At 61.6% G+C, this 26,017-nt stretch carries 29 protein-coding genes; 21 read left to right on the top strand and 8 right to left on the bottom strand.

Annotation, left to right across the window (positions count from 1 at the left end; translation table 11 throughout):
• Positions 1 to 159 precede the first annotated feature (159 nt).
• Together ftsB and ispD are read left to right on the top strand one after the other, a co-directional pair.
• Entirely contained in the window at positions 160 to 441 is a 282-nt protein-coding gene (gene ftsB / locus PRJ_RS21570; protein ID WP_004576849.1) for a cell division protein FtsB, read from the top strand.
• Positions 438 to 1,145 (top strand): 2-C-methyl-D-erythritol 4-phosphate cytidylyltransferase, encoded by a 708-nt coding sequence (gene ispD, locus PRJ_RS21565; protein ID WP_064490978.1) that lies wholly within the window; start codon positions 438 to 440, stop codon positions 1,143 to 1,145. The genes ftsB and ispD overlap by 4 nt, the downstream gene beginning before the upstream one ends.
• Positions 1,146 to 1,406: 261 nt before the next feature.
• Here ispD and PRJ_RS21560 read toward each other — a convergent pair whose 3' ends face one another.
• Positions 1,407 to 2,303, bottom strand: coding sequence for a LysR substrate-binding domain-containing protein (locus PRJ_RS21560; RefSeq protein ID WP_003252336.1), 897 nt, complete (start codon positions 2,301 to 2,303; stop codon positions 1,407 to 1,409).
• A gap of 107 nt (positions 2,304 to 2,410) precedes the next feature.
• Here PRJ_RS21560 and PRJ_RS21555 point away from each other — a divergent pair, with 107 nt between their 5' ends.
• The 8 genes from PRJ_RS21555 (at position 2,411) to rpoS (ending at position 9,649) form a co-directional block, all read left to right on the top strand.
• Complete coding sequence (locus PRJ_RS21555; RefSeq protein ID WP_104962432.1) at positions 2,411 to 3,523, top strand: S-(hydroxymethyl)glutathione dehydrogenase/class III alcohol dehydrogenase; 1,113 nt, start codon at positions 2,411 to 2,413, stop codon at positions 3,521 to 3,523.
• An 8-nt stretch (positions 3,524 to 3,531) separates the two neighbouring features.
• Entirely contained in the window at positions 3,532 to 4,386 is an 855-nt protein-coding gene (gene fghA, locus PRJ_RS21550) for an S-formylglutathione hydrolase (RefSeq protein WP_014592130.1), read from the top strand.
• A gap of 112 nt (positions 4,387 to 4,498) precedes the next feature.
• Positions 4,499 to 4,972 carry a 2-C-methyl-D-erythritol 2,4-cyclodiphosphate synthase gene (gene ispF / locus PRJ_RS21545; protein ID WP_016501146.1) on the top strand — a complete coding sequence of 158 codons (474 nt, stop codon included), beginning with the start codon at positions 4,499 to 4,501 and terminating at the stop codon, positions 4,970 to 4,972.
• On the top strand, positions 4,969 to 6,027 hold the full coding sequence (truD, locus tag PRJ_RS21540) for a tRNA pseudouridine(13) synthase TruD (protein ID WP_104962431.1): 1,059 nt from the start codon (positions 4,969 to 4,971) through the stop codon (positions 6,025 to 6,027). Before ispF ends, truD begins: the two co-directional genes overlap by 4 nt.
• Positions 6,015 to 6,764 (top strand): 5'/3'-nucleotidase SurE, encoded by a 750-nt coding sequence (surE, locus tag PRJ_RS21535; RefSeq protein WP_020193800.1) that lies wholly within the window; start codon positions 6,015 to 6,017, stop codon positions 6,762 to 6,764. Before truD ends, surE begins: the two co-directional genes overlap by 13 nt.
• A gap of 35 nt (positions 6,765 to 6,799) precedes the next feature.
• Positions 6,800 to 7,438 carry a protein-L-isoaspartate(D-aspartate) O-methyltransferase gene (locus tag PRJ_RS21530; protein ID WP_003252348.1) on the top strand — a complete coding sequence of 213 codons (639 nt, stop codon included), beginning with the start codon at positions 6,800 to 6,802 and terminating at the stop codon, positions 7,436 to 7,438.
• A 237-nt stretch (positions 7,439 to 7,675) separates the two neighbouring features.
• Positions 7,676 to 8,533, top strand: a complete 858-nt coding sequence (locus PRJ_RS21525; protein ID WP_104962430.1) for a peptidoglycan DD-metalloendopeptidase family protein — start codon at positions 7,676 to 7,678, stop codon at positions 8,531 to 8,533.
• A gap of 108 nt (positions 8,534 to 8,641) precedes the next feature.
• Positions 8,642 to 9,649: an RNA polymerase sigma factor RpoS gene (gene rpoS / locus PRJ_RS21520; protein WP_003252351.1), complete on the top strand. Its 1,008-nt coding sequence runs from the start codon at positions 8,642 to 8,644 to the stop codon at positions 9,647 to 9,649.
• A 533-nt stretch (positions 9,650 to 10,182) separates the two neighbouring features.
• Here the strand turns inward: rpoS and fdxA are convergent.
• Complete coding sequence (fdxA, locus tag PRJ_RS21515) at positions 10,183 to 10,506, bottom strand: ferredoxin FdxA (protein WP_003252355.1); 324 nt, start codon at positions 10,504 to 10,506, stop codon at positions 10,183 to 10,185.
• Between the two features lie 140 nt (positions 10,507 to 10,646).
• Positions 10,647 to 13,220 (bottom strand): DNA mismatch repair protein MutS, encoded by a 2,574-nt coding sequence (gene mutS, locus PRJ_RS21510; protein ID WP_010952693.1) that lies wholly within the window; start codon positions 13,218 to 13,220, stop codon positions 10,647 to 10,649.
• A gap of 282 nt (positions 13,221 to 13,502) precedes the next feature.
• Between mutS and PRJ_RS21505 the strand changes: the two genes are divergently transcribed.
• From PRJ_RS21505 to recX, 4 genes are all read left to right on the top strand, one after another.
• Positions 13,503 to 14,156 (top strand): hypothetical protein, encoded by a 654-nt coding sequence (locus PRJ_RS21505; RefSeq protein ID WP_029615342.1) that lies wholly within the window; start codon positions 13,503 to 13,505, stop codon positions 14,154 to 14,156.
• A gap of 283 nt (positions 14,157 to 14,439) precedes the next feature.
• A complete protein-coding gene (locus tag PRJ_RS21500; protein WP_010952695.1) occupies positions 14,440 to 14,922 on the top strand; it encodes a CinA family protein in 483 nt (160 codons plus the stop codon).
• Between the two features lie 103 nt (positions 14,923 to 15,025).
• On the top strand, positions 15,026 to 16,093 hold the full coding sequence (recA, locus tag PRJ_RS21495; RefSeq protein WP_003252365.1) for a recombinase RecA: 1,068 nt from the start codon (positions 15,026 to 15,028) through the stop codon (positions 16,091 to 16,093).
• A 21-nt stretch (positions 16,094 to 16,114) separates the two neighbouring features.
• A complete protein-coding gene (gene recX / locus PRJ_RS21490) occupies positions 16,115 to 16,585 on the top strand; it encodes a recombination regulator RecX (RefSeq protein ID WP_003252366.1) in 471 nt (156 codons plus the stop codon).
• A gap of 271 nt (positions 16,586 to 16,856) precedes the next feature.
• Here recX and PRJ_RS21485 read toward each other — a convergent pair whose 3' ends face one another.
• Complete coding sequence (locus PRJ_RS21485) at positions 16,857 to 17,975, bottom strand: LOG family protein (protein WP_104962429.1); 1,119 nt, start codon at positions 17,973 to 17,975, stop codon at positions 16,857 to 16,859.
• Between the two features lie 160 nt (positions 17,976 to 18,135).
• Between PRJ_RS21485 and PRJ_RS21480 the strand changes: the two genes are divergently transcribed.
• Positions 18,136 to 18,345: a hypothetical protein gene (locus tag PRJ_RS21480; RefSeq protein WP_104962428.1), complete on the top strand. Its 210-nt coding sequence runs from the start codon at positions 18,136 to 18,138 to the stop codon at positions 18,343 to 18,345.
• A gap of 14 nt (positions 18,346 to 18,359) precedes the next feature.
• Here the strand turns inward: PRJ_RS21480 and PRJ_RS21475 are convergent, their stop codons facing one another.
• Complete coding sequence (locus PRJ_RS21475) at positions 18,360 to 18,779, bottom strand: quorum-sensing-regulated virulence factor family protein (protein WP_003252372.1); 420 nt, start codon at positions 18,777 to 18,779, stop codon at positions 18,360 to 18,362.
• 216 nt (positions 18,780 to 18,995) lie between these two features.
• On the opposite strand from PRJ_RS21475, the gene PRJ_RS21465 reads away from it, so the two are divergent.
• From PRJ_RS21465 to PRJ_RS21455, 3 genes are all read left to right on the top strand, one after another.
• Positions 18,996 to 19,706: a tRNA-uridine aminocarboxypropyltransferase gene (locus PRJ_RS21465; RefSeq protein WP_003252373.1), complete on the top strand. Its 711-nt coding sequence runs from the start codon at positions 18,996 to 18,998 to the stop codon at positions 19,704 to 19,706.
• 179 nt (positions 19,707 to 19,885) lie between these two features.
• Positions 19,886 to 20,536, top strand: a complete 651-nt coding sequence (gene erdR, locus PRJ_RS21460; protein ID WP_010952699.1) for a response regulator transcription factor ErdR — start codon at positions 19,886 to 19,888, stop codon at positions 20,534 to 20,536.
• A gap of 73 nt (positions 20,537 to 20,609) precedes the next feature.
• The gene (locus PRJ_RS21455; RefSeq protein WP_010952700.1) at positions 20,610 to 20,975 is read left to right on the top strand and encodes a diacylglycerol kinase; all 366 of its coding nucleotides are present in this window, start codon (positions 20,610 to 20,612) and stop codon (positions 20,973 to 20,975) included.
• On the opposite strand, the gene finR is transcribed toward PRJ_RS21455, so the two are convergent.
• Positions 20,972 to 21,898 (bottom strand): LysR family transcriptional regulator FinR, encoded by a 927-nt coding sequence (gene finR / locus PRJ_RS21450; RefSeq protein WP_003252379.1) that lies wholly within the window; start codon positions 21,896 to 21,898, stop codon positions 20,972 to 20,974. The two genes, PRJ_RS21455 and finR, sit on opposite strands and share 4 nt — an antisense overlap.
• A 117-nt stretch (positions 21,899 to 22,015) precedes the next feature.
• Here finR and fpr point away from each other — a divergent pair, with 117 nt between their 5' ends.
• Positions 22,016 to 22,795, top strand: coding sequence for a ferredoxin-NADP reductase (gene fpr, locus PRJ_RS21445; RefSeq protein ID WP_003252381.1), 780 nt, complete (start codon positions 22,016 to 22,018; stop codon positions 22,793 to 22,795).
• A 189-nt stretch (positions 22,796 to 22,984) separates the two neighbouring features.
• Here the strand turns inward: fpr and PRJ_RS21440 are convergent, their stop codons facing one another.
• Entirely contained in the window at positions 22,985 to 23,479 is a 495-nt protein-coding gene (locus PRJ_RS21440) for a SprT family zinc-dependent metalloprotease (RefSeq protein ID WP_010952701.1), read from the bottom strand.
• Positions 23,480 to 23,610: 131 nt separating this feature from the next.
• Complete coding sequence (locus tag PRJ_RS21435) at positions 23,611 to 24,210, bottom strand: Yip1 family protein (RefSeq protein ID WP_003252385.1); 600 nt, start codon at positions 24,208 to 24,210, stop codon at positions 23,611 to 23,613.
• Positions 24,211 to 24,473: 263 nt separating this feature from the next.
• On the opposite strand from PRJ_RS21435, the gene ttcA reads away from it, so the two are divergent.
• Complete coding sequence (ttcA, locus tag PRJ_RS21430; protein WP_014592121.1) at positions 24,474 to 25,298, top strand: tRNA 2-thiocytidine(32) synthetase TtcA; 825 nt, start codon at positions 24,474 to 24,476, stop codon at positions 25,296 to 25,298.
• Positions 25,299 to 25,302: 4 nt separating this feature from the next.
• Positions 25,303 to 25,974 carry a DNA-3-methyladenine glycosylase I gene (locus tag PRJ_RS21425; protein ID WP_010952703.1) on the top strand — a complete coding sequence of 224 codons (672 nt, stop codon included), beginning with the start codon at positions 25,303 to 25,305 and terminating at the stop codon, positions 25,972 to 25,974.
• The last annotated feature ends 43 nt before the right edge of the window (positions 25,975 to 26,017 follow it).

The raw sequence follows: 26,017 nt of genomic DNA, 5'->3' as shown, positions 1-26,017 counted from the left end.
GGTAAAAAGGCAGCAGCCGGAGTTGTAGGAACGTTCGTACTGAACTTTCCTACGTACTAACGGGTTTCTGTCGACGAAGCCTGGCCTCGGCCAGGCTTCGTGCTATTCGAGGCCCCGAAGTAAAAAGTACGCGGCAGCCTTTTTAACCTGGATAACGTGATGCGCAGTCCCTATTGGTTGTTCCTCGTTCTGCTCTTGCTGTTGGGTGGCCTGCAGTACCGCCTGTGGGTGGGTAACGGCAGCCTGGCGCAAGTGACCGAACTGAAGCAGCAGATTGCCGATCAGCATGCCGAAAACGAGCGCTTGCTCGAGCGTAATCGTGTGCTCGATGCTGAAGTGCTAGAGCTGAAAAAAGGCATGGAGACCGTTGAAGAACGGGCCCGCCATGAATTGGGGATGGTCAAAGAGGGCGAAACCCTCTTCCAGTTGCCACAGAAATGATCGATACCTTGCCGGCCTTCTGGGCCGTGATCCCTGCGGCGGGTGTAGGTGCCCGCATGGCTGCCGACCGCCCCAAGCAATACCTGGAGCTGGCTGGGCAGACTCTTCTCGAGCACAGCCTCGACTGTTTTCTTGGCCACCCGGCGCTTAAGGGCGTGGTGGTCAGCATTGCCGAAGACGACCCGTACTGGCCTGGCCTGCGCTGCGCCAGCGACCCACGCATCCAGTGCGCGGCGGGCGGGCGTGAACGCGCTGACTCGGTGCTTAACGCCTTGCTGGTGCTGCATGCCCAGGGGGCGGGGGACAGCGACTGGGTGCTGGTGCACGATGCTGCGCGGCCGAACCTGGCGCGCAGCGACCTGGACAAGCTGTTGTCGGAGCTGGCGGACGACCCGGTGGGTGGCCTGCTGGCGGTGCCGGCGCGCGATACCCTCAAGCGTGCCGACAGCCATGGCCGGGTGAGTGCTACCGTGGACCGCAGCACGATCTGGCAGGCGTACACACCGCAGATGTTCCGCCTTGGAGCGTTACACCGGGCGCTGGCTGAGTGCCTGGTGTCGGATGTGGTGGTGACCGATGAAGCTTCGGCCATCGAATGGTCCGGTCAGGCGCCGCGGCTGGTGGAAGGGCGCAGTGACAACATAAAGGTGACCCGGCCCGAAGATCTCGAATGGTTGCGCCAGCGCTGGGCGGGTAAACGCTGAGCGCTCTCCTGGGCTGGCCTTTTCGCGGGTAAACCCGCTCCTACAATGGATTGCATCGGTGGTTGGACACAGACCGTCGTAGGAGCGGGTTTACCCGCGAAAGGGCCGGACCTGCTGGCCAATCCCCACCCGCCGTCCACCGTTGCCGCCGCCACCGTATTCGCGGGTAAACCCGCTCCTACACACGCATCGGTGGTTGGACACAGACCGTCGTAGGAGCGGGTTTACCCGCGAAGAGGCCAGTACATGCAGCACATCCCGTCAGCCGAAACGATACTCCGGCAACCCCGCCAACCCCTCCTTCAGGTAATCCACCAACCGCCGCACTTTCGGCGACAGGTGCCTCTGCTGCGGATACAGCGCCCACACCGCCGTATTCGGCGGTTGGTGCGCCTCCAGCAGCGACACCAGCGCACCACTGTTCAGGTGTTCCAGCACGTAGTAATCCGGCAACTGGCACAACCCGATCCCTTGCAGCGCCGCATCCAGCACTGCCTGGCCACTGTTGCAGCGCCAGTTACCCTGTACCCGCTGGCTGATCTCACGGCCATCCTGCTGTAGCGCCCACAAGTCCGAACTCCCCACCAGGCAATTGTGCCGCGCCAGCTCCGACAGGCTGTGTGGCCGGCCATAGCGCTCAAGATAGGCCGGCGAGGCACACAGGTACATGCGCCTTGGCGCCAGGCGGGTAGCCACCAGGCGAGAGTCGGCCAGGCGGCCCAGGCGGATGGCCAGGTCCATGCCTTCATGCAGCAGGTCGAGGGTGTGGTTGCTCAGCTCCACATCCACGCGCAACTGCGGGTACAGCGCCATGAATCGCGTCACCAGCGGCACGATGAAGCGCTCGCCGTAGGCCACTGCACACGTCATGCGCAACAAGCCCTTGGGTTCGCTGGCCAGGTCGCCCATGGCGCGCAGCGCTTCCTCACGGCCATCCTGCAAGCGTTGGCAATGCTGCAGGAAGGTCTGCCCGGCTTCGCTCAGGGTTACCCGGCGGGTGCTGCGATACAGCAGACGCGTTTGCAGGCGGTCCTCCAGCCGGGCGATCTGCCGGCTGATGTGCGATGAGGAAACCCCCAGGCGTTCGGCGGCGGCAGTGAACTGGCCCGATTCGGCCACGGCGACAAATTCGTCGATGCCTTCCCATCGGCTGCTCATCGATTATCCCTGTGTGGCAATAATGTTTTGTCTTTGGCCTGATTATTCATCAAAAGGCGCTGAATTACACTGCAAGACTGAATCGATCCACTGTCTGGAGACCTTTGATGATCAAGTCCCGTGCTGCCGTAGCCTTCGAAGCCAAGAAACCCCTGGAAATCGTCGAAGTCGACGTGGCCATGCCAAAGGCCGGTGAGGTGCTGCTGCGCGTGGTCGCCAGCGGTGTCTGCCACACCGATGCCTATACCCTGTCCGGTGCTGACCCGGAAGGTATCTTCCCGTCGATCCTCGGCCACGAAGGCGGTGCCATCGTCGAAGCGGTAGGCGAGGGGGTGACCTCGCTCGCCGTGGGTGACCACGTCATCCCGCTGTACACCCCGGAATGCGGCAAGTGCAAGTTCTGCCTCTCGGGCAAGACCAACCTGTGCCAGGCCATCCGCGCCACCCAGGGCAAGGGCCTGATGCCGGACGGCACCACGCGCTTCTCGTACAAGGGCCAGCAGTTGTTCCACTACATGGGCACCTCGACGTTCTCCGAATACACCGTGCTGCCGGAAATTTCCGTGGCCAAGATCCAGAAAGAAGCAGCACTGGAAAAGGTCTGCCTGCTGGGTTGCGGCGTCACCACCGGTATCGGCGCGGTGCTCAACACTGCCAAGGTCAAGCCCGGTGATACCGTGGCCATCTTCGGCCTCGGTGGCATCGGCCTGTCGGCCGTGATCGGTGCGGTCAAGGCCAAGGCCTCGCGTATCATCGCCATCGACATCAACCCGGCCAAGTTCGAAATCGCCCGCCAACTGGGTGCCACCGATTGCATCAACCCGAAAGACTACGATCGCCCGATCCAGGAAGTGATCGTCGACCTCACCGATGGTGGCGTGGACTTCTCCTTCGAGTGCATCGGCAACGTTCAGCTGATGCGCGCCGCCCTGGAATGCTGCCACAAGGGCTGGGGTGAGTCGGTCATCATCGGTGTGGCCGGTGCCGGCCAGGAAATTTCCACGCGTCCGTTCCAGCTGGTTACCGGTCGGGTTTGGCGTGGTTCGGCGTTCGGCGGCGTGCGTGGCCGCAGCGAGCTGCCGAGCTACGTGGAAATGTCCGAGAAAGGCGAGATCCCGCTGGACACCTTCATCACCCACACGATGGGTCTGGAAGACATCAACAAGGCCTTCGACCTGATGCATGAAGGCAAGAGCATCCGTAGCGTGATCCACTTCTGAGGTCTGCCATGAGCCTGGATAACATCTCCTGCCAGAAGAGCTTCGGCGGCTGGCACAAGCGTTACCGGCATCATTCCAAGGTGCTGGGTTGCGATATGGTGTTCGCTGTGTACCTGCCACCGCAGGCCGAGCAGGGCGAAAAGCTGCCGGTGCTGTACTGGCTCAGCGGCCTCACCTGCACCGACGAGAACTTCATGCAGAAGGCCGGCGCCCAGCGTCTGGCCGCCGAGCTGGGGCTGATCATCGTCGCCCCCGATACCAGCCCACGTGGCGAGCAGGTGCCGGGCGATCCGGACGGCGCCTGGGACTTCGGCCTGGGTGCTGGCTTCTACCTCAACGCCACCCAGCAACCCTGGGCCCAGCACTACCGCATGCACGACTACGTGGTGGAGGAGTTGCCAGCCCTGATCGAAGCGCACTTCCCGGCGTCGGGCGAGCGCAGCATCAGCGGCCACTCCATGGGTGGGCATGGCGCGCTGGTGTGCGCCTTGCGCAATCCGGGGCGCTACCGCTCGGTGTCGGCATTCTCGCCGATCAGCAATCCGATGGATTGTCCGTGGGGCGAGAAGGCCTTCAGCCGCTACCTGGGTGAAGACCGTGGACGCTGGCGTGAGTGGGATGCCAGCGTGCTGCTGGCCGAAACCCCTGCTGGCCAATGCCCGCCGTTGCTGGTGGACCAGGGCGACCGTGACGACTTCCTCGAGAAGCAACTCAAGCCTGAAGCGCTGGAGCAGGCGGCACGCAAAGGTGGCCACGAAATGACCCTGCGTATGCAGCCGGGTTATGACCATAGCTACTACTTCATTGCCAGCTTCATCGAGGAACACCTGCGCCATCATGCGGTGGCACTGGGGCGGGTTTAACGCCTCCTGTGGGAGCGGGCGTGCCCGCGAAGGGCTGCACAGCAGCCCCAATCCCACAAATCCCCTGCAAAGCAGGTAGAATCACGCCCTGACTCATTCAGGGCGTTTTCTTATGCGTATTGGCCACGGCTACGATGTGCACCGTTTTTGCGACGGTGATTTCATTACCCTGGGCGGGGTGCGTATCCCCCACAAATACGGCCTGCTGGCCCACTCCGACGGTGACGTGCTGCTGCACGCCCTGAGCGATGCCTTGCTTGGCGCTGCGGCGCTGGGCGACATCGGCAAGCACTTCCCTGACACTGACCCGCAGTTCAAGGGGGCTGACAGCCGCGTGCTGCTGCGCCATGTGGTCGGCATCGTCAAGGCCAAGGGCTGGAAGGTCGGCAACGTTGACGCCACCATCGTCGCCCAGGCACCGAAAATGGCCCCACACATCGAAACCATGCGCCAGCTGATCGCCGAAGACCTGCAGGTCGAGCTCGACCAGGTCAACGTCAAGGCCACTACCACAGAGAAGCTTGGCTTTACCGGCCGCGAGGAGGGCATTGCCGTGCATTCGGTCGCCCTGCTGCTGCCAGCATGACCGAACTTGAACTGCTGGGCCCGCGCGCATCGGGCGAACCCCTGGGCACCGCCATCCTCAAAGCGGTCGCCGAAGACTTTCAGGTTGACGAAGTCCTGGATATACCGCTATCGGGCCAAGGCGAGCACCTGTGGCTGTGGGTCGAGAAGCGTGATCTGAACACTGAAGAAGCCGCCCGGCGCCTCGCCCGCGCCGCTGGCGTGCCGGTGCGCAGCATCAGCTACGCCGGCCTGAAGGACCGCCAGGCGCTGACCCGCCAGTGGTTCAGCCTGCACCTGCCGGGCAAGGCCGACCCAGATCTGTCGCGTGCCGAGGATGCCAGCCTGCGTGTGCTCAAGCAGGTGCGTCACCAGCGCAAACTGCAGCGCGGCGCGCATTCGGCCAACGGGTTCACCTTGCGCCTGACCGCCCTGGCTGCCGATCACCAGGCGGTGGATGCCCGCCTGGAGCAGCTGAGGCAGCGAGGTGTGCCCAACTATTTCGGCACCCAGCGCTTCGGGCACGGGGGTGGCAACGTCCATGACGCCCTCGATTGGGCCGCGCGCAAGGCTTTGCCTGAACAGCGCAACGTGCGTTCGCGGCTGCTTTCGGCCGGGCGCAGCTACCTGTTCAATCAGTTGCTGGCTGCGCGTGTGGCTGACGGTAGCTGGGCCCGAGCCCAGGTTGGCGACCTGCTGGCGTTCACCGACAGCCGCAGTTTCTTCCCGGCGGGTGAGGCGGAATGTGCCGACCCGCGCCTGGCGATTCTCGACTTGCATCCAACCGGCCCGATGTGGGGGGAGGGCGCTTCACCTGCTGGCGGTGCGCCTGCGCAGCTGGAAAACGCTATCGGCGCACGTCAGCCGGCACTTTGCCAGTGGCTGGCCCAGGCGGGCATGGATCACGAACGGCGAATTCTGCGGCTCCCTATTGGCGGCCTGACGTGGCATTATCCCGAGCCTGATATCCTGCAACTGGAATTCGTCCTGCCGGCCGGATGCTTCGCCACCGTGGTGGTGCGTGAAGTCGTGGATCTGGTGTCGGCAGGGCAGACGGACAGCCCATGCGTATTCTGATTTCGAATGACGACGGTGTTACCGCACCTGGCATCGCCGCGCTGCACGCTGCGCTGGCGGATTATGCCGAGTGCGCGGTGATCGCCCCGGATCAAGACAAGAGCGGCGCCAGCAGTTCGCTGACGCTGGACCGGCCACTGCATCCGCAGACCTTGGCCAATGGCTTCATCAGCCTCAACGGCACGCCGACCGACTGCGTGCACCTGGGGCTCAATGGGCTGTTGCCACAGACGCCGGACATGGTCGTGTCGGGGATCAACCTCGGTGCCAACCTGGGCGATGACGTGCTGTATTCGGGAACGGTCGCTGCGGCGCTCGAAGGCCGCTTCCTCGGCGGTACCTCGCTGGCGTTCTCGCTGTTGTCGCGCCAGCCGGACAACCTGCCGACCGCGGCCTATATCGCCCGTCGTCTGGTCGAGGCACAGTCGCGCCTGGTGTTGCCGCCACGCACCGTACTCAACGTCAATATTCCCAACTTGCCGCTGGAGCACATCCGTGGCATCCAGCTCACCCGTCTCGGTCACCGGGCGCGGGCGGCGGCGCCCACCAAGGTGGTCAACCCGCGTGGCAAGGAAGGCTACTGGATTGCCGTGGCCGGTGATGCCGAGGACGGCGGCCCGGGCACCGACTTCCACGCGGTGATGCAAGGCTACGTATCGATTACCCCGTTGCAGCTCGACCGCACCTTCAATGATGCCTTCGAGCAGCTCGATGGATGGCTGGAGGGCCTGCTCTGATGCGCGAGGACGATATGCTGCGGCGTGGCATCGGCATGACCTCTCAGCGTACCCGGGAGCGGCTGATCCAGCGCTTGTGCGAAGAGGGGGTTTCGAACACCAAGGTGCTCGACGTGATCCGTCGTACGCCGCGCCACCTGTTCGTCGACGAGGCGCTGGCGCATCGGGCTTACGAAGACACCGCGCTGCCGATCGGCCACAACCAGACCATCTCCCAGCCGTTCATGGTTGCTCACATGAGCGAGTTGTTGCTCGAGGCCGGGCCGCTGGACAAGGTGCTGGAGATTGGCACCGGTTCAGGCTACCAGACGGCGATCCTGGCCCAGCTGGTCGAGCGAGTGTTTTCGGTAGAGCGTATCAAGGTACTGCAGGACCGGGCCAAAGAGCGTCTGGTGGAGCTTAACCTGCGCAACGTGGTCTTCCGCTGGGGTGACGGTTGTGAGGGGTGGCCGGCGCTTGCGCCGTACAACGGCATCATCGTCACCGCCGTGGCGCCGGAAGTGCCACAGGCACTGCTCGACCAACTGGCACCCGGTGGGCGCATGGTCATCCCGGTAGGGCCGGCCGGCGAAGCGCAGCAACTGATGCTGATCGTGCGCGAGGAGCATGGATTCTCCCGTCGGGTACTGGGGGCTGTGCGTTTCGTGCCGCTGCTCAATGGTCCCCTGGCCTGAGGCCTGTTGATCCGAGCTGTGCGGGCATGAGGCGCGGTGTATTTTTGTGCCAGTGGCGAATTCTTGTCGCTTCGCCCTGTCTATCAGGCGGTGCGAAGCGCTGACGCACAGCGTGCACCGGGGTTTTATGCCCGTCTTTTGTACCCGTCTGCCATTACCGGCTGGCTTGGTTATAATTGCAATAATATTGCATTTCTTGTCTTCATATCGATTTTCGGCACCATGAGGGGAGCGCGGGTGGGTCACACAGTCATTCGGCAGCGCAAGGACGGGTCGGGTTTCAAGCTTCTGGTGATTGCATTGGCCATGGGCTCGCTTCTGGTGGGTTGCTCAAGCACCAGCAGCAACAGCGCGCGGGTGGTCGACCGCAACAACACCGTGCCCAAGCGCCCGGCGGTGACTTCTGGGCAATACATCGTCAAGCCAGGCGACACCCTGTTCTCCATCGCCTTCCGTTATGGCTGGGACTACAAGGAGCTGGCTGCACGCAACGGCATCCAGGCGCCTTATACCATCCGCCCGGGCCAAGCGATTCGTTTCAGCAGCGGTTCCAGCAGCCGCACTACGGTGGTGTCCAGCCCATCCTCGTCAAGCCGCACCACGGTCACGCGGCGGCCTGTGGGCAGCACTGCCACGGCGCCTGCCAGCACCAGCAAACCGGCCACGTCGGCGCCTTCCACTCCTGCCCCTGTGGTTGCTACCGTACCAGCCGCAGAGCGCGCGGTAGGTGGGTGGACCTGGCCTGCCAACGGTGTACTGATTGGAAAATTCGCTTCAAACGGTAGTTTGAATAAAGGCATTGATATCGCCGGTGATTTGGGACAGCCTGTTTTTGCTGCGTCTGATGGTGCGGTGGTTTATGCCGGGAGTGGTTTGAGGGGCTACGGCGAGCTGATCATCATCAAGCACAGCGACACCTACGTCAGTGCCTACGGTCATAACCGCAGGCTGTTGGTTCGGGAGGGGCAGCAGGTCAAGGCAGGGCAGTCGATTGCTGAAATGGGGTCTACGGGCACAGATCGGGTGAAGCTGCATTTCGAGATTCGCCGCCAGGGCAAACCCGTCGATCCACTCCAGTTCCTGCCACGTCGTTGACCGTTGTACCCAGCCTGTTCCTGTGATGTAGAGGGGACAGGCTCAAGCGCTGCCAGGGAGAAAGGTGCCGCTCGAGTCTGAGTTCGAACTCAGCAAAGGATTATAACAATGGCTCTCAGTAAAGAAGTGCCGGAGTTTGACATCGACGATGACGTCCTCCTGATGGAGACGGGTATCGTTTTGGAAACGGATGTGGTGTCAGACGAACCTGCTGTATCTTCGGTTCGGACGAGGGCCAAATCGGGCTCTTCGCTCAAGCAACACAAGTACATCGATTACAGCAGGGCGCTCGATGCCACCCAGCTGTATCTCAACGAGATTGGTTTCTCGCCGCTGCTTTCGCCGGAAGAAGAAGTGCATTTTGCGCGCTTGTCGCAAAAGGGTGACCCTGCCGGCCGCAAGCGCATGATCGAAAGCAACCTGCGGCTGGTTGTCAAAATTGCCCGTCGATACGTGAACCGTGGCCTGTCGTTGCTCGACCTGATCGAGGAGGGCAACCTGGGGCTGATCCGTGCGGTCGAGAAGTTCGACCCGGAGCGTGGTTTCCGTTTTTCGACCTATGCGACCTGGTGGATTCGCCAGACCATCGAACGGGCGATCATGAACCAGACCCGCACCATTCGCCTGCCGATCCACGTGGTCAAGGAACTGAACGTCTACCTGCGCGCCGCGCGCGAGCTGACGCAGAAACTCGACCACGAGCCCTCGCCGGAAGAAATCGCCACCTTGCTGGAAAAGCCGGTCGCCGAGGTCAAGCGTATGCTCGGCCTGAACGAGCGGGTGTCTTCGGTAGACGTGTCGCTTGGCCCGGATTCGGACAAGACCCTGCTCGATACCCTGACCGACGACCGCCCGACCGACCCGTGCGAACTGCTGCAGGATGACGACCTGTCGCAGAGCATCGACCAGTGGCTGGGCGAGTTGACCGACAAGCAGCGTGAAGTGGTTGTACGCCGCTTTGGCCTTCGCGGCCATGAAAGCAGCACCCTGGAGGATGTTGGGCTGGAGATCGGCCTTACCCGTGAACGCGTGCGGCAAATCCAGGTGGAAGGGCTCAAGCGCTTGCGCGAGATCCTTGAAAAGAATGGTCTGTCCAGCGAGTCATTGTTCCAGTAGCTAGCGCTGTAACAAAAGACGCCCCGATCATCTCGGGGCGTTTTTGTTTGTGGCGGAAAGCGAGTTGCCCTTTAGATTGCCGGGGCGCATGGCGCCAAGACGCTACCTGGCAAGACACCTATCAAATGTGTACCGCGCTACCCCGGTAACATCGCGTGTAAGCCTTTGCTTACTCGTTGTGTAAGCTTTCCATGCAACCTTCAGTAAATCAAAGTCGTTTCCAAAGGCTGCATTTTTACAACCCATTGAAAAGCATGGTTTATTCACCGGTGAGTAAATGTGTCCGCGGAAATACCTTGCAAGGTCCATCGCTTGCTCGCCGGGCTGAACCCGCTAGTATTCGAACTGTGCACAGGGACATGCACAGGTTTTCAGGATGAAGGCCAAGGACATCGCAAGAAGCGATTTCATCAGGATGATGTTTGGGACAAGCAGGGACTACGGAAAAAATGTGGGCGGGTCAAACCGCCCCTTTTTTTGCCTGTAGGAAAACAAAAAAGGCCCCGAAGGGCCTTTTTCGCGTCTGGGCGCTATCAGCGCTCCAGGTCGGCAATCTTGCCGGGCTTGCCATCCCATTCTTCAGCGTCCGGCAGGGCGTCCTTACGCTCGGTGATATTAGGCCAGATTTCCGCCAGCTCGGCGTTCAGCTCGATGAAGTTTTCCATGCCCGAAGGCACTTCGTCTTCCGAGAAGATGGCTTGCGCTGGGCACTCCGGCTCGCACAAGGCGCAGTCGATGCACTCGTCCGGGTGGATGACCAGGAAGTTCGGGCCTTCGTAGAAGCAGTCCACCGGACAGACTTCCACGCAGTCGGTGTATTTGCATTTGATGCAGTTGTCGGTGACGACGAAGGTCATTTCTAATTCTCTCCTCAGGCGACGGCGGCGGCCCTTCCTCTCAGGGCCGCGCGGTTTACGGGCATGTGGCTGCAGGCCAGGCTAATAACCTGCAGCACCAGCAAACCGCGGCGGATTCTACCAGCTTGTAATGGGCGCCGTTATAACAGGTTCTTTAGTTGATATAGCATTTCGATAGCTTGACGCGGGGTCATGTCGTCCAGTTGCAGCTTGCCCAGCTTCTCGATGGCTGGATGAGGCAGGCTGGCAAACAAGTCGCTCTGGTGCGGCACTTGCGGCGCGTCCTTGGCCTTGTGGGCCGCTGGCTGCTCATGGGGCAGGCTGGTGGTTTCCAGCCGGCCAAGGTGCTCGCGGGCACGCTGGATCACTGCCGTCGGTACGCCGGCCAGCTGCGCAACGGCCAGGCCGTAGCTTTGGCTGGCAGGGCCGGGTAGCACGTGGTGCAGGAACACGATGCGTTCATTGTGCTCGGTGGCGTTCAGGTGCACGTTGGCCACCAGCGGCTCGCTCTCCGGCAGCACGGTCAGTTCGAAGTAGTGGGTGGCGAACAAGGTGTAGGCACGCAGCTGGGCCAGGCGCTCAGCGGCAGCCCAGGCCAGCGACAGGCCGTCGAAGGTGCTGGTACCGCGGCCCACTTCGTCCATCAGCACCAGGCTGCGGTCGGTGGCGTTGTGCAGGATGTTGGCGGTTTCGCTCATCTCCACCATGAAGGTCGAGCGCCCGCCGGCCAGGTCGTCACTGGAGCCGATGCGGGTGAAGATGCGGTCGACCAGCGACAACTCGCAACTCGCCGCAGGGACGAAGCTGCCGATGTGCGCCAGCAGCACGATCAGGGCGGTCTGGCGCATGTAGGTCGACTTACCGCCCATGTTCGGGCCGGTGATGATCAGCATGCGCGTACTGTTGTCCAGGCCCAGGTCGTTGGCCACGAACGGCGTGGTCAGCACCTGCTCCACCACTGGGTGGCGGCCCTGCTCGATGCGCAGGCAAGGCTCGTCGACGAAGCGTGGGCAGTTCAGGTCGAGGTTCAGTGCGCGCTCGGCCAAGTTGCTGAGCACGTCCAGTTCGGCCAGGGCGGCTGCGCTGTCCTGCAGTGGCGCCAGGTGGCTGATCAGGGTTTCCAGCAGTGCGTCGTAGAGCATCTTCTCGCGGGCCAGGGCGCGGCTCTTGGCCGACAATGCCTTGTCCTCGAACGCCTTCAGCTCCGGGGTGATGAAGCGCTCGGCGCCTTTGAGGGTCTGGCGGCGGATGTAGTCGCCCGGGGCCTGTTCGGCCTGCTTGGTCGGCAGTTCGATGAAGTAGCCGTGCACGCGATTGTAGCCGACCTTGAGGTTGGCCAGGCCGGTGCGAGCCTTTTCCCGGGCTTCCAGGTCGATCAGGAACTGGCCGGCGTTCTCGCTGATTGCCAGCAACTCGTCCAGTTCGTTGTCATAGCCGGCCTTCAGTACGCCGCCGTCGCGGATCACCGCCGGCGGGTTATCGATGATCGCCCGCTCCAACAGGCTGGCCAGCTCCGGATAGGTACCGGTAATGGCCGCCAGACGCGCCAGGTGCGGCGCTTCGAGCTCGGTCATGGCGTTCTGCAGTTCTGGCAACGCGCCCAGCGCATCGCGCAGGCGTGCCAGGTCGCGCGGGCGGGCATTGCGCAGGCCAATCCGGGCGAGGATCCGCTCGATATCGCCAATTTCCTTCAACTGCGGCTGCAGCTTTTCGAAGCGGTAGCTGTCGAGCAGGCAGCGGATCGAGTCCTGGCGTGCTTGCAGCACCTTGAGGTCGCGCAGCGGGCGGTTCAGCCAGCGGCTCAGCAGGCGGCTGGCCATGGCGGTCTGGCAGCGGTCGATCACCGATTGCAGGGTGTTGTCGCGCCCGCCCGCCAGGTTGATGTCCAGCTCCAGGTTGCGGCGGCTGGCCCCATCGAGGATGACTGTATCGTCCAGACGCTCGTGGCGCAGGCTGCGCAGGTGCGGCAGGGCGGTGCGCTGGGTTTCCTTGGCGTAGGTCAGCAGGCAGCCGGCGGCGCCGATGGCCAGGGTCAGTTTGTCGCAGCCGAAGCCCTTGAGGTCCTTGGTCGCGAACTGTTGGCACAGGGCCTTGCGTGCAGAGTCGCGGTCGAAGTCCCAGGGTGCGCGGCGGCGGGCGCCTGGGCGTTTCTCCGCAGGCAGGTCCCGTGGCCAGTCGTCGGGGATCAACAGCTCGACCGGGTTCAGGCGCTCGAGTTCGGCCAGCAGGTTTTCCCAGCCCTTGATCTCCTGCACGCTGAAATTGCCGCTGGTGATGTCCAGTACCGCCAGGCCGAACAGGCGCTCGTCACCGAGCAGTGCGGCAATCAGGTTGTCGCGGCGCTCGTCGAGCAGTGCCTCGTCACTGACCGTACCCGGGGTGATGATGCGCACCACCTGGCGCTCCACCGGGCCCTTGCTGGTGGCGGGGTCGCCGATCTGCTCACAGATCACCACCGACTCGCCGAGCTTGACCAGCTTGGCCAGGTAGCCTTCCAGCGAATGGAACGGAATCCCGCACATGGGGATGGACTGGCCGGCCGACTGACCGCGGGCGGTCAGGGTGATATCCAGCAGTTTCGCGGCCTTTTTCGCATCTTCGTAGAAGATCTCGTAGAAGTCGCCCATGCGGTAGAACATCAGCTGGTCCGGGTGCTGGTTTTTCAGCTTCCAGTACTGCTGCATCATCGGGGTGTGTGCGGAAAGATCTGAGATTGCTTTATTCATCAATGGCTTAGAAAGTAGGTCTCAACATTGTGGGGCAAATTTGGGGCGTTCTGTGTTGCGTTTGGCGACGCCGAGACCCACCGGATTTTAAAGTCGCATAGGTTACCACGGGTGCCGGTCAGGCAGTACCGGGCAACCGTGGTGAAGGCATATTGACACTATGTGCCCCCTGTGGAGAATTGCGCAACTTGATCATCAGGGATGGCCTGCCTCATTCACCTGCGGTGGTACCTGGCCCGGTAAACATCTATTGCAAGGTTGATTAGAGCAGTGAGCGGAATTCGTTTTGATGTCGATGCGGTATTTTGTATCTCCCTCGATATGCGGGGTGACCGGCGTGCGCTGTTCCGCGAAACCATCGGGCGGCAACTCGACAATCAAGTGGTCTTTCATGTCGTCGAGAAAAACAACGACCCCAGGCGAGGGTGCTACGAATCGCATCAGCAACTGGCCCGCCATGCGCTCGACAATGGTCACGACAGAGTTCTGATTTTCGAAGACGATGCCAAGGCCTATGAATTCAAAGCTTGGCAGGTGCGCTGGGTAAACCGGTTCATGCAGACCCGACGATTCGAGGCCCTGCATCTGGGCTATTCCATGGGGCGAACCTGGCTGACTTGGTTCCCGTTCATCGCCAGGGGCCGGGTTGTTGCGCTGCACGCTTACGTGCTGTCCCGCGAGGGCTGCAGGATTCTGGCAGAGACACCCTATGATGGCACGCCTGTGGATGTGGTGGTCAAACACAAGATCCGCCAGCATTGCGTATTTCCCATGATGTTCCGCCAGCATGCCGCCGCCGTTGCAGGCAGTGACCTGGAGCAGGTAGTGCGCAATGAAGATGAATGGTGGGAACGTAACTGGGCGAAGCACCGCCGCTCACCTCTGAAAAACATCTGGCGCACCATGCTTCGGCTGAACTTCTGAGGTAGTTATTTTGTTCAGGCGTATCGTGTGTAGGCTGTTCCGGCACCGGGCCATAGAGGTCGAGCGCATTTTTGTCGGAGAAATCGTTATCTCACGTAGAGCCTGTGGGCGCTGTGGCCTGCCGCTGCGGGATTTGGCTGAATATCAGTGAGGGCGGCGGGTACTTTAAAATTGTGCTGATGCTCTGATGCATGCCATGAGTGGTTTATCGTCTGTGAGATCGGGTGCCGCCCACCCTCCCCAGAATGATAGGGTAGAGGGCAGCCTACCAGGAGCACCCTACATGGACCCGATCACCACGCTCGCCACCCGCCTGGGTGAACACCTGCGCCGATTCAATGCGCAGGTGACTACCGCCGAATCCTGCACCGGTGGTGGCATTGCCGAAGCCATTACCCGTATACCTGGCAGCTCGGCCTGGTTCGAAGCCGGATACGTCACCTATTCCAATGCCCAGAAAACCCGCCAGCTGGGGGTGCCTGAAGCGTTGTTCGGTCAGGTGGGGGCAGTCAGCCAGGAGGTGGTCGAAGCCATGGTTCGTGGGGCTCAGGCCGCCAGTGGCGCACGCTTCGCCGTGGCGGTGAGTGGTGTGGCCGGGCCGGACGGCGGCTCGCCAGCCAAACCGGTGGGCACTGTGTGGCTGGCCTGGGGTGATGGCGACCGGGTGTTCAGCGAACGTCGGCAGTTCGACGGTGACCGCGAGGCGGTGCGCCGACAGACGGTGATCGCCGCGTTAGACGGCTTGTTACAGCTTGGTGCCGAGTAAATCGACGACAGGGGTTTGCGCGGGCGTCTGCCTGTGGAATAATACTGGCTACTTATACAGGTATTCCGGCCGTCAGGGCCAAGTCGAACACGTGAGGATTTCAATGGACGACAACAAGAAGCGCGCCTTGGCTGCGGCCCTGGGTCAGATCGAACGCCAATTCGGTAAAGGCGCGGTCATGCGCATGGGTGACCATGAGCGTCAAGGCATTCCGGCCATCTCCACCGGCTCGCTGGGCCTGGATATCGCACTGGGCATCGGCGGTCTGCCAAAAGGCCGTATCGTCGAGATCTACGGCCCGGAATCGTCGGGTAAGACCACGCTGACCCTGTCTGTCATCGCTGAAGCGCAAAAGAACGGTGCTACCTGCGCCTTCGTCGACGCCGAACATGCCCTTGACCCTGAGTACGCCGGCAAGCTGGGCGTCAACGTCGATGACCTGCTGGTTTCGCAGCCGGACACCGGTGAGCAGGCCCTTGAAATCACCGACATGCTGGTGCGTTCCAACGCGGTCGACGTGATCATTGTCGACTCCGTTGCCGCGCTGGTACCGAAGGCCGAGATCGAAGGCGAGATGGGTGACATGCATGTGGGCCTGCAGGCCCGCCTGATGTCCCAGGCACTGCGCAAGATCACCGGTAACATCAAGAACGCGAACTGCCTGGTCATCTTCATCAACCAGATCCGTATGAAGATCGGTGTGATGTTCGGCAGCCCGGAAACCACTACCGGTGGTAACGCCCTGAAGTTCTATGCTTCGGTCCGTCTGGACATCCGCCGTACCGGCGCGGTCAAGGAAGGCGACGAAGTGGTCGGCAGCGAAACCCGCGTCAAGATCGTCAAGAACAAGGTCTCGCCTCCGTTCCGTCAGGCTGAGTTCCAGATTCTTTATGGGAAAGGTATCTACCGTAACGGCGAGATCATTGATCTGGGGGTATCTCAGGGCTTGGTCGAGAAGTCCGGCGCCTGGTACGCCTACCAAGGCAACAAGATCGGTCAAGGCAAAGCCAACGCTGCCAAGTACCTGGCTGAGAACCCGGCTATTGGTGCCGAGATCGAGAAGCAGATTCGTGAGAAGTTGCTGAAAGCGGGTGCTGCTGCTGAAGCCGGCAAAGCTGCTGCTGCCGAAGCTGATGCCGATGACATGGCCGACGCTGACGCCGGTTATTGATTGCGCAGTAGATAGCCAAATATGTCTGCCGTACTCGACACCCCCGTCGCCATCCGGCGGACAGCCATGGACCTGCTCGCACGACGTGAGCACGGTCGAGTCGAGCTGACGCGCAAGTTGCGTCAGCGCGGCGCTTCGGACGAGCTGATCGAGCCTGAACTCGATCGGCTCGCCGAAGAAGGGCTGCTTAGTGAAGCCCGCTACCTTGAGAGTTTCATTCGTTATCGTTCCGGCTCTGGCTATGGCCCTGCGCGTATTCGCGAAGAGCTGTGTCAGCGTGGTTTGGCGCGTGCAGATATCGACCAGGCCCTGCGTGAAAGCGAGGTGAATTGGGGCGAGCGTATGCGCGACGTGTGGCAGCGCAAGTTTGCCGGGCAGCGCCCGCAAGATCCGCGCAGCCGCGCCCAGCAGACCCGGTTCCTGGCTTACCGTGGGTTCCCTATGGACATGATCGGTCGTCTGCTCAGCGGGCGTGATCTCGACGATTATTGACGCTCTAAACCACAGTGGCACGTGCCCGTAGCGGATAATCTGTTTTGCCAAATGCCCCAGGCTGTCTCCATTCCATGTGTAGGAGCGGGTTCACCCGCGAATACGGTGGCGGCTGCGACGCTGAATGGCCAGGGATATTGGGCAGCAGGTCAGGCCCTTTCGCGGGTAAATCCGCTCCTACGAAGGTCTGCGCCCAACAACCGATCATGTGCAGGAGCAAACAGCCTAAGGTTGCTCCTGCAGGTATCACGCGAGCTGTTATAGAAAAGCATCAACTCACTTTCAGCGCCTGCCTGGCCCTCTGCGTGGTATGCATGGGTTGCGGCTTGGCCCAGTTCTCCGGCAGGTTGATGAAATCCACCAGCTCACGCAAGCGGCCCTGATCTCGGCCGTTGAAGGCGAATGAAAGGCGGGTCAGATGGCTGTAATTGCCAACTTCGTGCTCGGCACTGCTATCCGCTTGCTGGTGATATTTGCCACTCAGGCGCAAATCGGCAAACCCTTCCTGAATGTCATACAACGCCGCTTCGCTGAGCGCATGGTGCATGCGGATCACGAACTGGCTCTTCAGCCAGCGGCTGGAGTGGTAGTTGCTGTAGAACTGGTTGATTTCCTCAACCGCTTCGTCAGCGCTGTGTACCAGGCGCACCAGCTTCAGGTCGCTGGGGAGGATGTAGCGGTTTTCTTCCAACTGGCGGCTGATGAAGTCCAGGCAGTCACGCCAGAAGCTGCCGCCCGGTGAGTCCAGCAGCACCACCGGCACCAGTGGGCTTTTGCCGGTCTGGATCAGGGTCAGCACTTCCAGCGCTTCATCCAGGGTGCCGAAGCCGCCAGGGCACAGCACCAGGCCGTCGGCCTCCTTGACGAAGAACAGCTTTCGAATGAAGAAAAAGTGGAACGGCAGTAGTTTGTCGGTACCGTTCACCGTCGGGTTGGCATGTTGTTCGAAGGGTAAGGTGATGTTGAAGCCCAAGCTGTGCTCGCTACCGGCGCCTTCGTGGGCGGCCGCCATGATGCCGCCGCCGGCGCCGGTGATAACCATCAGGTCGGAGCGCGCCAGAGTGGCGCCCAGCTCGCGGGCCAGGGCGTACATCGGATGCTCCAACGGGGTGCGTGCCGAGCCGAACACGGTCACTTTGCGTCGGTCCTTGTAGCGCTGCAGGGTCCGGAACGACTGGTCCAGTTCGCGCAGGGCCTGCAGGGTGATCTTGGCGCTCCAGCGGTCGCTGTCGTCATGGGCCATGCGCAGGATGGTCAGCATCATGTCGCGGTAGAGCGGCAGGTTAGGGCTGTTGGGGGCAACCAGTTGCAGTTGTGCTTCGATATTGCTCAGGTCGATATTGTTGTCGCGGAAGTGGCTGAACAGCAGTTCATTCGAATGGTAAGGCATGCGACGTCTCCTTCTGCACCAATACCTCTGACCTCAATCTAGACCCTTGCGCCCGATCGTGCCGAGGTGTTCGGCGCAGCCGCCTGTCGGCCTGCGGCCATCGGCAGCACGGGTTTGGTTAACTGGTAGAGTGAAACGTGTCGATGCAGGAGGTGGCGGTATGCATCGCTTGGTCATCGAAGTGGACTGGCAGCTCTACCAGCAGCTGGAGAGCGCGGCCCAGGTGCATCACCTGAGCCTTGAAGCCGAGTGCCGCCGCAGGCTGTCGGGGCTGGAGTGCCGGTCGCGATACTTGCAGGCGCTGTTGGCGGAGATGCGCGCCGATGCCGCTGAAGGGCGCTGGCACGCTCATGAGGACGAAAAGGCGTAGCGTCGTCGCTGTGCTTACTTCTTCTTGTTGCCGGCCACGCAGCTGGCGTTGTCGAAGGCCTGGTCCATGACTGGCTGGTTGGTCTTGTAGACCGTGAAGCGGTAGACCATGACGGCACCCTTGGACATCAGGTTGCGGAAGCCGTTGTTGCGGCACACGCTGTCGCCGAGTTGGCTGCGCACCTGCTCAGGGTTGGCCTGCATGCGCGCTGCGTGGCTCTGGCGTACGCTCAGATGGTTGACCAGTGCCTTGCCTTCAACGGTGTAACCCTGATCGAGAATGTCCTCGTTGATTGCGCGTGGGGTGCCGACGCTGCTCTCTTTGGCGACCTTCTGCAGCAGGGTGTTCAGGTCGTAATCCTGCTTGGATGCCGCCTGGGCTGCCAGAGGCAGGGCGAGCAGCAGGCTCAGGGCGGGGGCGATAAGGCGCAGCATGAATCTCTCCTGGTTCGATGACTGGCGCTTTGACATGCGCGGGTCAACGGCGTTCCGTAAAATTGCGCGTGGCGAGGACCGGCACGGTAGAAACCCGATTATAAGGAGCGCATTGCCGGCTGCACAGCAATTGCCACCTGTTCTGGTAGACTGGCCGCCTTGTTTTCTCCGAGTCATCCTTGTGCCCATTTTCAATCTGTCCAGAGGCCTGCCGGCATGAGCCATGCGGTAGCGCGTCTGCGCGCCGAACGCCTGGCCCGCAGCAACAAGCCTTTCATCGCCCGTGGCTCGCGTGCCGAGCGTTGCCCGGATTGCCGGGTCATCGCCACCCATTGCCTGTGTGCCTGGAAGCCTAGGGTGCAGGCTGACGCAGGTGTGTGCCTGCTGATGCACGACACCGAGCCGCTGAAACCCACCAACACCGGCTGGTTGATTGCCGACCTGATTGAAGATACCTGGGCCTTCGGCTGGTTGCGCACCGCGGTTGACGAGCGCCTGCTGGCCTTGCTCGATGACCCGCGCTGGCAGCCCTATATCGTTTTTCCGGGCGAGTTCGTTGCCCAGGAGCGGGTGGTCAGCGAGGTGGTGCGCGAGCCGGGCAAGCGTCCACTGTTCATCCTGCTGGATGCCACCTGGACCGAAGCGCGCAAGATGTTCCGCAAAAGCCCGTACCTGGACCGCTTCCCGGTGTTGAGCCTGCAAGCCGAGCAGATGTCGCGCTACCGCCTGCGGCGCTCCAAGCGCGATGATCATTTCTGTACGGCAGAAGTTGCGGCGATGTGCCTGGACCTTGCTGGCGATGGCCAGGCTTCGCAGGCGCTGGATGCCTATCTGGATGTGTTCAGCCTGCATTACCTGAGCGGCAAGCGGCGGCTGCCGCTTGACGAGCAGGACGACACCCACCAGCGTTTGCATACCTTCCTATAGTCCAAGGGGCACAACCCCTGCTTTGGTTCATAATGACGGAGCTGGCAGCCAGGGTGGGCGAGGCGGCAGGGCGATTGGCTTGATCACCCTTGACCGTGCTCGGCATCCTTGGCGCCGATTCCCCGCCGGGCGCTTCCCTTCCCCTCGAGTGCCTGGCACAGAACAGGATCCTTAGATCGATGGCCACATACGAAATCCTGATTGCCGATGACCACCCACTGTTCCGTGGCGCCCTGCGCCAGGCCGTTACCCTCGGGCTTGGCTCCGATGTGCGTCTGGTCGAAGTCGCGAGCATTGCCGAACTGGAAACCCGCCTGAGCGAAAAAGCCGACTGGGACCTGGTGCTGCTGGACTTGAACATGCCGGGTGCCTACGGTTTTTCCGGTCTGGTACTGCTCCGCGGGCAGTACCCGCAGATCCCCGTGGTGATGGTTTCGGCACAGGAAGAGGCCGCCGTGGTGGTCAAGTCCCGCGAGTTTGGCGCCAGTGGTTTCATTCCCAAGTCCAGCACCCTGGAAGTGATCCAGGATGCGGTGCGCAAGGTGCTTGATGGCGAGGTCTGGTGGCCGCCGCAGGCGTTCGAAAAGGTCGATGTGTCGGCCGAGGCCAAGGCCGCCAGCGAAGGCTTGGCCAGCCTCACGCCGCAGCAGTTCCGCGTACTGACCATGGTCTGCGAAGGCTTGCTGAACAAGCAGATCGCCTATGAGCTGAGCGTGTCGGAAGCGACCATCAAGGCCCACGTAACCGCGATCTTCCGTAAACTGGGCGTGCGTACCCGGACCCAGGCTGCACTGCTGCTGCAACAACTTGAATCGGTTGCCAGCAACTGACTGCGTGTGGCTTCACGCTTTTTTGACCCGAGCCGGTCTAGTCTGCTGGCCTTTCTGCTGTGAAGTGACTCAGATGACATCGCCATTCAAGGGCCAGACCGGCCTCAAACGCATCTTCAACGCCGCTGGCTACTCGCTGGACGGCCTGCGTGCCGCCTTCAAGGGCGAGGCCGCATTCCGCCAGTTGGTGCTGCTCAACGTGCTGCTGATCCCGATCGCCTTCTGGCTGCCGGTCAGCCGCGCCGAGCGGGCAATCATGATCGCCGTTTGCCTGTTGGGGCTGATCGTCGAGCTGTTCAACTCGGCGGTGGAGGCGGCCATCGATCGAATTTCGCTGGAGCGCCACCCGCTGTCGAAAAATGCCAAGGACATGGGCAGCGCCGCACAGCTGGTGGCCCTGACCATGGTGGCGCTGGTGTGGGGTGTGATCCTGCTTTAAGCGATCGGCGGCAGCACGATCTCGTCACTGCGGGTAAAGCCGGCAGTGAAGTTGCGGCATAGCTCGAGAAACTCACGCATGGCCGAGGTCTGGTACTTCTGTTTGTGCCAGATGAAGTAGAACTGACGCAGCAGGTCCAGCTCCGGTGTTTCCACAGGTACCAGGCTGCCACGGCGGAAGGCGTCGCGCAGGGCCAGACGTGAAATGCAACCGATGCCCAGGCCCGACTCCACCGCGCGCTTGATCGCTTCGGTGTGCTCCAGCTCCAGGCGAATATTGAGGTTGGCGCGGTGATGGCGCATGGCCTGGTCGAAGGTCAGGCGCGTGCCTGAGCCTTGTTCGCGCAGGATCCACGCCTCCTGCGAGAGGCTTTCGATATCGGCGCGGCCCAGTTTCGCCAGTGGGTGCTGTGGCGCACAGAACACCACCAGTTCGTCCTCGACCCACGGCTGAACTTCCAGGTCGGGGTGATTGCAGTCACCTTCGATTAGACCCAGATCAATTTCGTAGTGCGCGACCTGTTGCACGATATGCGCAGTATTTTGGACATGCAGTTTTACCTGGCTTTCCGGGTGTGTCTGCATGTAGTTGCCGATCAGCAGGGTGGCCAGGTAGTTGCCGATGGTGAGCGTGGCGCCGACCGCCAGTGAGCCGAAACCGGATTTGCCGTTGAGCAGGTCTTCGATTTCCTTGGCCTGGTCAAGCAGGGCTACTGCTTGTGGCAGCAATTGATGGCCCAGGGCATTGAGGGCCAGGCGCTTGCCGGCACGGTCGAACAGCTGGCAGCTCGATTGCCGCTCCAGTTCCGTGATAGAGGTACTGGCGGCCGACTGCGACAGCGCCAACAGGCTGGCGGCCCGAGAGACGCTTTGGTGCTGGGCGACGGCGACGAAGACTTGCATTTGACGGAGTGTGAATCGCATATCGATATAACCGATAACACATATCTTGATAATCCAGTTAACAGATATTGTCGCTGCCCCTAAACTATTGCGCAACTGTGCGCTTTGCGCGCGCGTTTTTCTTCAGGAGCCCCATCGATGAGCAACATGAACCACGAACGTGTCCTCAGTGTGCACCACTGGAACGACACCCTGTTCAGCTTCAAGTGCACCCGCGACCCGGGCCTGCGCTTCGAGAACGGTCAGTTCGTGATGATCGGCCTGCAGCAGGACAACGGCCGTCCGCTCATGCGTGCCTACTCCATCGCTTCGCCAAACTGGGAAGAGCACCTTGAATTCTTCAGCATCAAGGTGCCGGACGGCCCGCTGACCTCGCAGCTGCAGCACCTGAAGGAAGGCGATGAGATCATCATCAGCAAGAAGCCTACCGGCACCCTGGTGCTCGACGACCTGAATCCTGGCAAGCACCTGTACCTGCTGAGCACCGGCACTGGCCTGGCGCCGTTCATGAGCGTCATCCAGGACCCGGAAACCTACGAGCGCTTTGAAAAAGTGATCCTGGTGCACGGCGTGCGCTATGTGAACGAAGTGGCCTACCGCGAGTTCATCACCGAGCACCTGCCGCAGAACGAGTTCTTCGGTGAGTCGGTTCGCGACAAGCTGATCTACTACCCGACCGTGACCCGCGAGCCGTTCGAAAACCAGGGCCGTCTGACCGACCTGATGCGCAGCGGCAAGCTGTTCAGCGACATCGGCCTGCCGCCGATCAACCCGCAAGACGACCGCGCGATGATCTGTGGCAGCCCGAGCATGCTCGACGAGACCAGCGAAGTGCTGGACAGCTTCGGCCTGAAGATCTCCCCGCGCATGCGCGAGCCGGGTGACTACCTGATCGAGCGTGCCTTCGTCGAGAAGTAAGGCGCAGGTGGGTACAGGAAGGCGACTCTCGGGTCGCCTTTCTTATGCCTGGGATTTGTGCATTGCCTGTTCCGGCCCTTTCGCGGGTAAACCCGCTCCTACGGGGGGGGGCGTGCAATTCTCGAGACGTGCGCTGCACCTGTAGGAGCGGGCTTGCCCGCGAAAGGGCCGGTGCAGGCGACCCCCGATCTATTCGACCCGCGTCTCGCCGCTGTACACCAGGACTTCCCGGCACCGCTTGCACAGGTATCGCCGCCCTTGGTGCACCAGCTTGTGCCGCTGCGCGGTAAACGGGAAGTCGCTTTGCGGGCACGGGCAGCGGTAGATGTAGCGGGTCACTGCGCGCCGTTGCACGTCATAGTTGTGGCAACGATTGGGCGGCAGTTCATACACCCCGCGCATGATCAGCTGCCACTCTTCACCATGGGCCTGGATGCGGTCGCCAAACAGTTGGTGGGCAACCAGGTGTGCCACTTCATGGGCCACGGTCTGGCGCAGGAAGTCTTCCTGGTTTTCGCGGTAGAGCTGCAGGTTGAAGCGCAGCAGATTCTCGTGCAGGTGGGCGACGCCGGCTTTTTGCCCGCGCAGTTTGAAGCTGACTTCGGGGCGCGGGAAGCGGCGTTTGAAAAAGGCTTCGGCTTGCTGGTAACAGGTTTCGACGCGTTGTTTGAGCTGCTCGGGCATGGCGGGGCGGTTCTCCTGACCAGGCATTATGCCGCAAGCGCAGGTGGCTTGCCGAGTCACCGGTCAGCGCACAGCCAGAGGCCGCCTTGCGGCGGCCTCTGGTTGATGCCCCAGTGTTGGTTCGGTCTGTTCTAGTTGGTGTAGACGGGCCCCACGCCCAGTCCCCAGATAATCACGGTAGCGGCCATGATAGCCACCAGTACCACCAAGCCTACTGCCAGCACCGAGCTGGAGAACAGGAAGCCTTCATCCGACGGTATGTTCATGAACGTCGGCAAGCCGACATACAGCAGGTACACCGTGTAGCAGATGGCGGCAGTGCCGATCAGCATGCCCAGCCACAGGTGCGGGTAAAGCGCCGCCAGGCCGCCGATGAACAAGGGGGTGGCGGTGTAGGTGGCAAAAGCGATGCATTGCGCCATGGACGGGTTGGCATCGTAGGTGCGGGCCATCCAGTGGATGAACGCGCCCATTACCGCCACCCCGGCGAGCATGGCCAGGTAGGACATGATGCTCATCCAGATTGCGCTTTCCATGGTCAGCATCACTGCTGGTCGGTCACCGATCACCCAGCCCACCTGGGTAGTGCCGATAAACGCCGAAACGGCCGGAATCGCCGCGAGGATCAGGGTGTGTGTCAGGTACATGTGGCTGATGGTTTCTTCTTCGCCACGAATCTCCCGCCATTCCTGATCGGGATGGGTAAACAGCCCCACAACGTGATGAATCATGCCGATCACTCCTCTCAATGTTGCCAAACGCCCCCCAATATGGAGCGTAAGCGGCCCGAGGCCCTAACACCGATGCAAGCGGTAATGTGGCCTTATGTCGCAGTATAGGAAGCCGTTACCTACATAAACCGTGCTTTTTAGAGCAAATTGCGCTGTAAGCCGTGCTGTTGATTACAATGAAGTCTTTATCGGAATGCCTACAGCGGCGTCGCGTTTGTGCGTAAAATAGCCGGCTTTTGTCACACCTCGCGGATCCAAGCGCTATGGGCACCCTCTCGGTCAACCAGAACAAACTGCAAAAACGCCTGCGTCGTCTCGCTGGCGAAGCCATCACCGACTACAACATGATCGAGGATGGCGACAAGGTCATGGTCTGCCTGTCCGGCGGCAAGGACAGCTACACCATGCTCGACGTTCTGTTGCACCTGCAGAAGGTGGCACCGATCACGTTCGAGATCGTTGCGGTGAACATGGACCAGAAACAGCCGGGCTTCCCTGAGCACGTATTGCCGGCCTACCTCAAGGAACTGGGGGTCGAGTACCACATCGTCGAGAAGGATACCTACTCGGTGGTAAAGGAGCTGGTACCCGAAGGCAAGACGACTTGCTCGCTGTGTTCGCGCCTGCGCCGCGGTACCCTGTACACCTTCGCCGACGAAATTGGCGCCACCAAGATGGCGCTGGGGCACCACCGCGACGACATCGTCGAAACCTTCTTCCTCAACATGTTCTTCAACGGCGCGCTCAAGGGCATGCCGCCGAAGCTGCGCGCCGACGATGGCCGCAACGTGGTGATCCGCCCGCTGGCCTACTGCAGCGAGAAGGACATCCAGGCCTACTCGGACATGAAGGAATTCCCGATCATCCCGTGCAACCTGTGCGGCTCGCAGGAAAACCTGCAGCGCCAGGTGGTCAAGGACATGCTGGTGGAGTGGGAACGCAAGCACCCGGGCCGTACCGAGAGCATCTTCCGTGCCCTGCAGAACGTGGCACCGTCGCAGTTGGCCGACCGGAACCTGTTTGACTTCACCAGCCTGAAGATCGACGAAAACGCTACCCCGCGTTTCCTCGACGTGCTGAACATCTGAGCCCATGCGTGATTACCAGTGGTTGCATGAGTACTGCCTGAACCGCTTTGGTTCGGCCCAGGCGCTGGAGGCTTTCCTGCCGCAGCCGCGCACGCCGGCGCAACTGCGCGACATCAGTGACGACCGCTACCTGTCGACATTGGCCCTGCGCGTGTTCCGCGCGGGGCTCAAGCACAGCCTGGTGGATGCCAAGTGGCCGGCGTTCGAGCAGGTGTTCTTTGGCTTCGACCCGGAGAAAGTGGTGCTGATGGGCGCCGAGCATCTGGAGCGGTTGATGCAGGATGAGCGCATTATCCGCCACCTGGGCAAGCTCAAGAGCGTGCCGCGTAATGCGCAAATGGTGCTGGATATCGCCAAGGCGCATGGCAGTTTTGGTGCATTCATCGCCGACTGGCCAGTGACCGACATTGTCGGCTTGTGGAAGTACCTGGCCAAGCACGGCAACCAGTTGGGCGGGTTGTCGGCGCCACGGTTCTTGCGCATGGTCGGCAAGGACACGTTCATCCCGACCGATGACATGGCAGCGGCGTTGATTGCGCAGAAGGTGATCGACAAGCAGCCAACCAGCCAGCGCGACCTGGCTCTGGTGCAGCAGGCGTTCAACCAGTGGCATGCAGAGAGCGGGCGGCCGCTGTGCCAGTTGTCGGTGATGCTGGCGCACACCGTCAACCATTGAGTCTTGTGTTGCTCCCATTCGCGGGCACGCCCGCTCCCACAGG

Origin of the sequence: Pseudomonas sp. XWY-1 (assembly GCF_002953115.1) — a bacterium.
GTDB lineage: Bacteria > Pseudomonadota > Gammaproteobacteria > Pseudomonadales > Pseudomonadaceae > Aquipseudomonas > Aquipseudomonas alloputida.
This window is presented reverse-complemented; position numbering and strand designations above follow the sequence as displayed.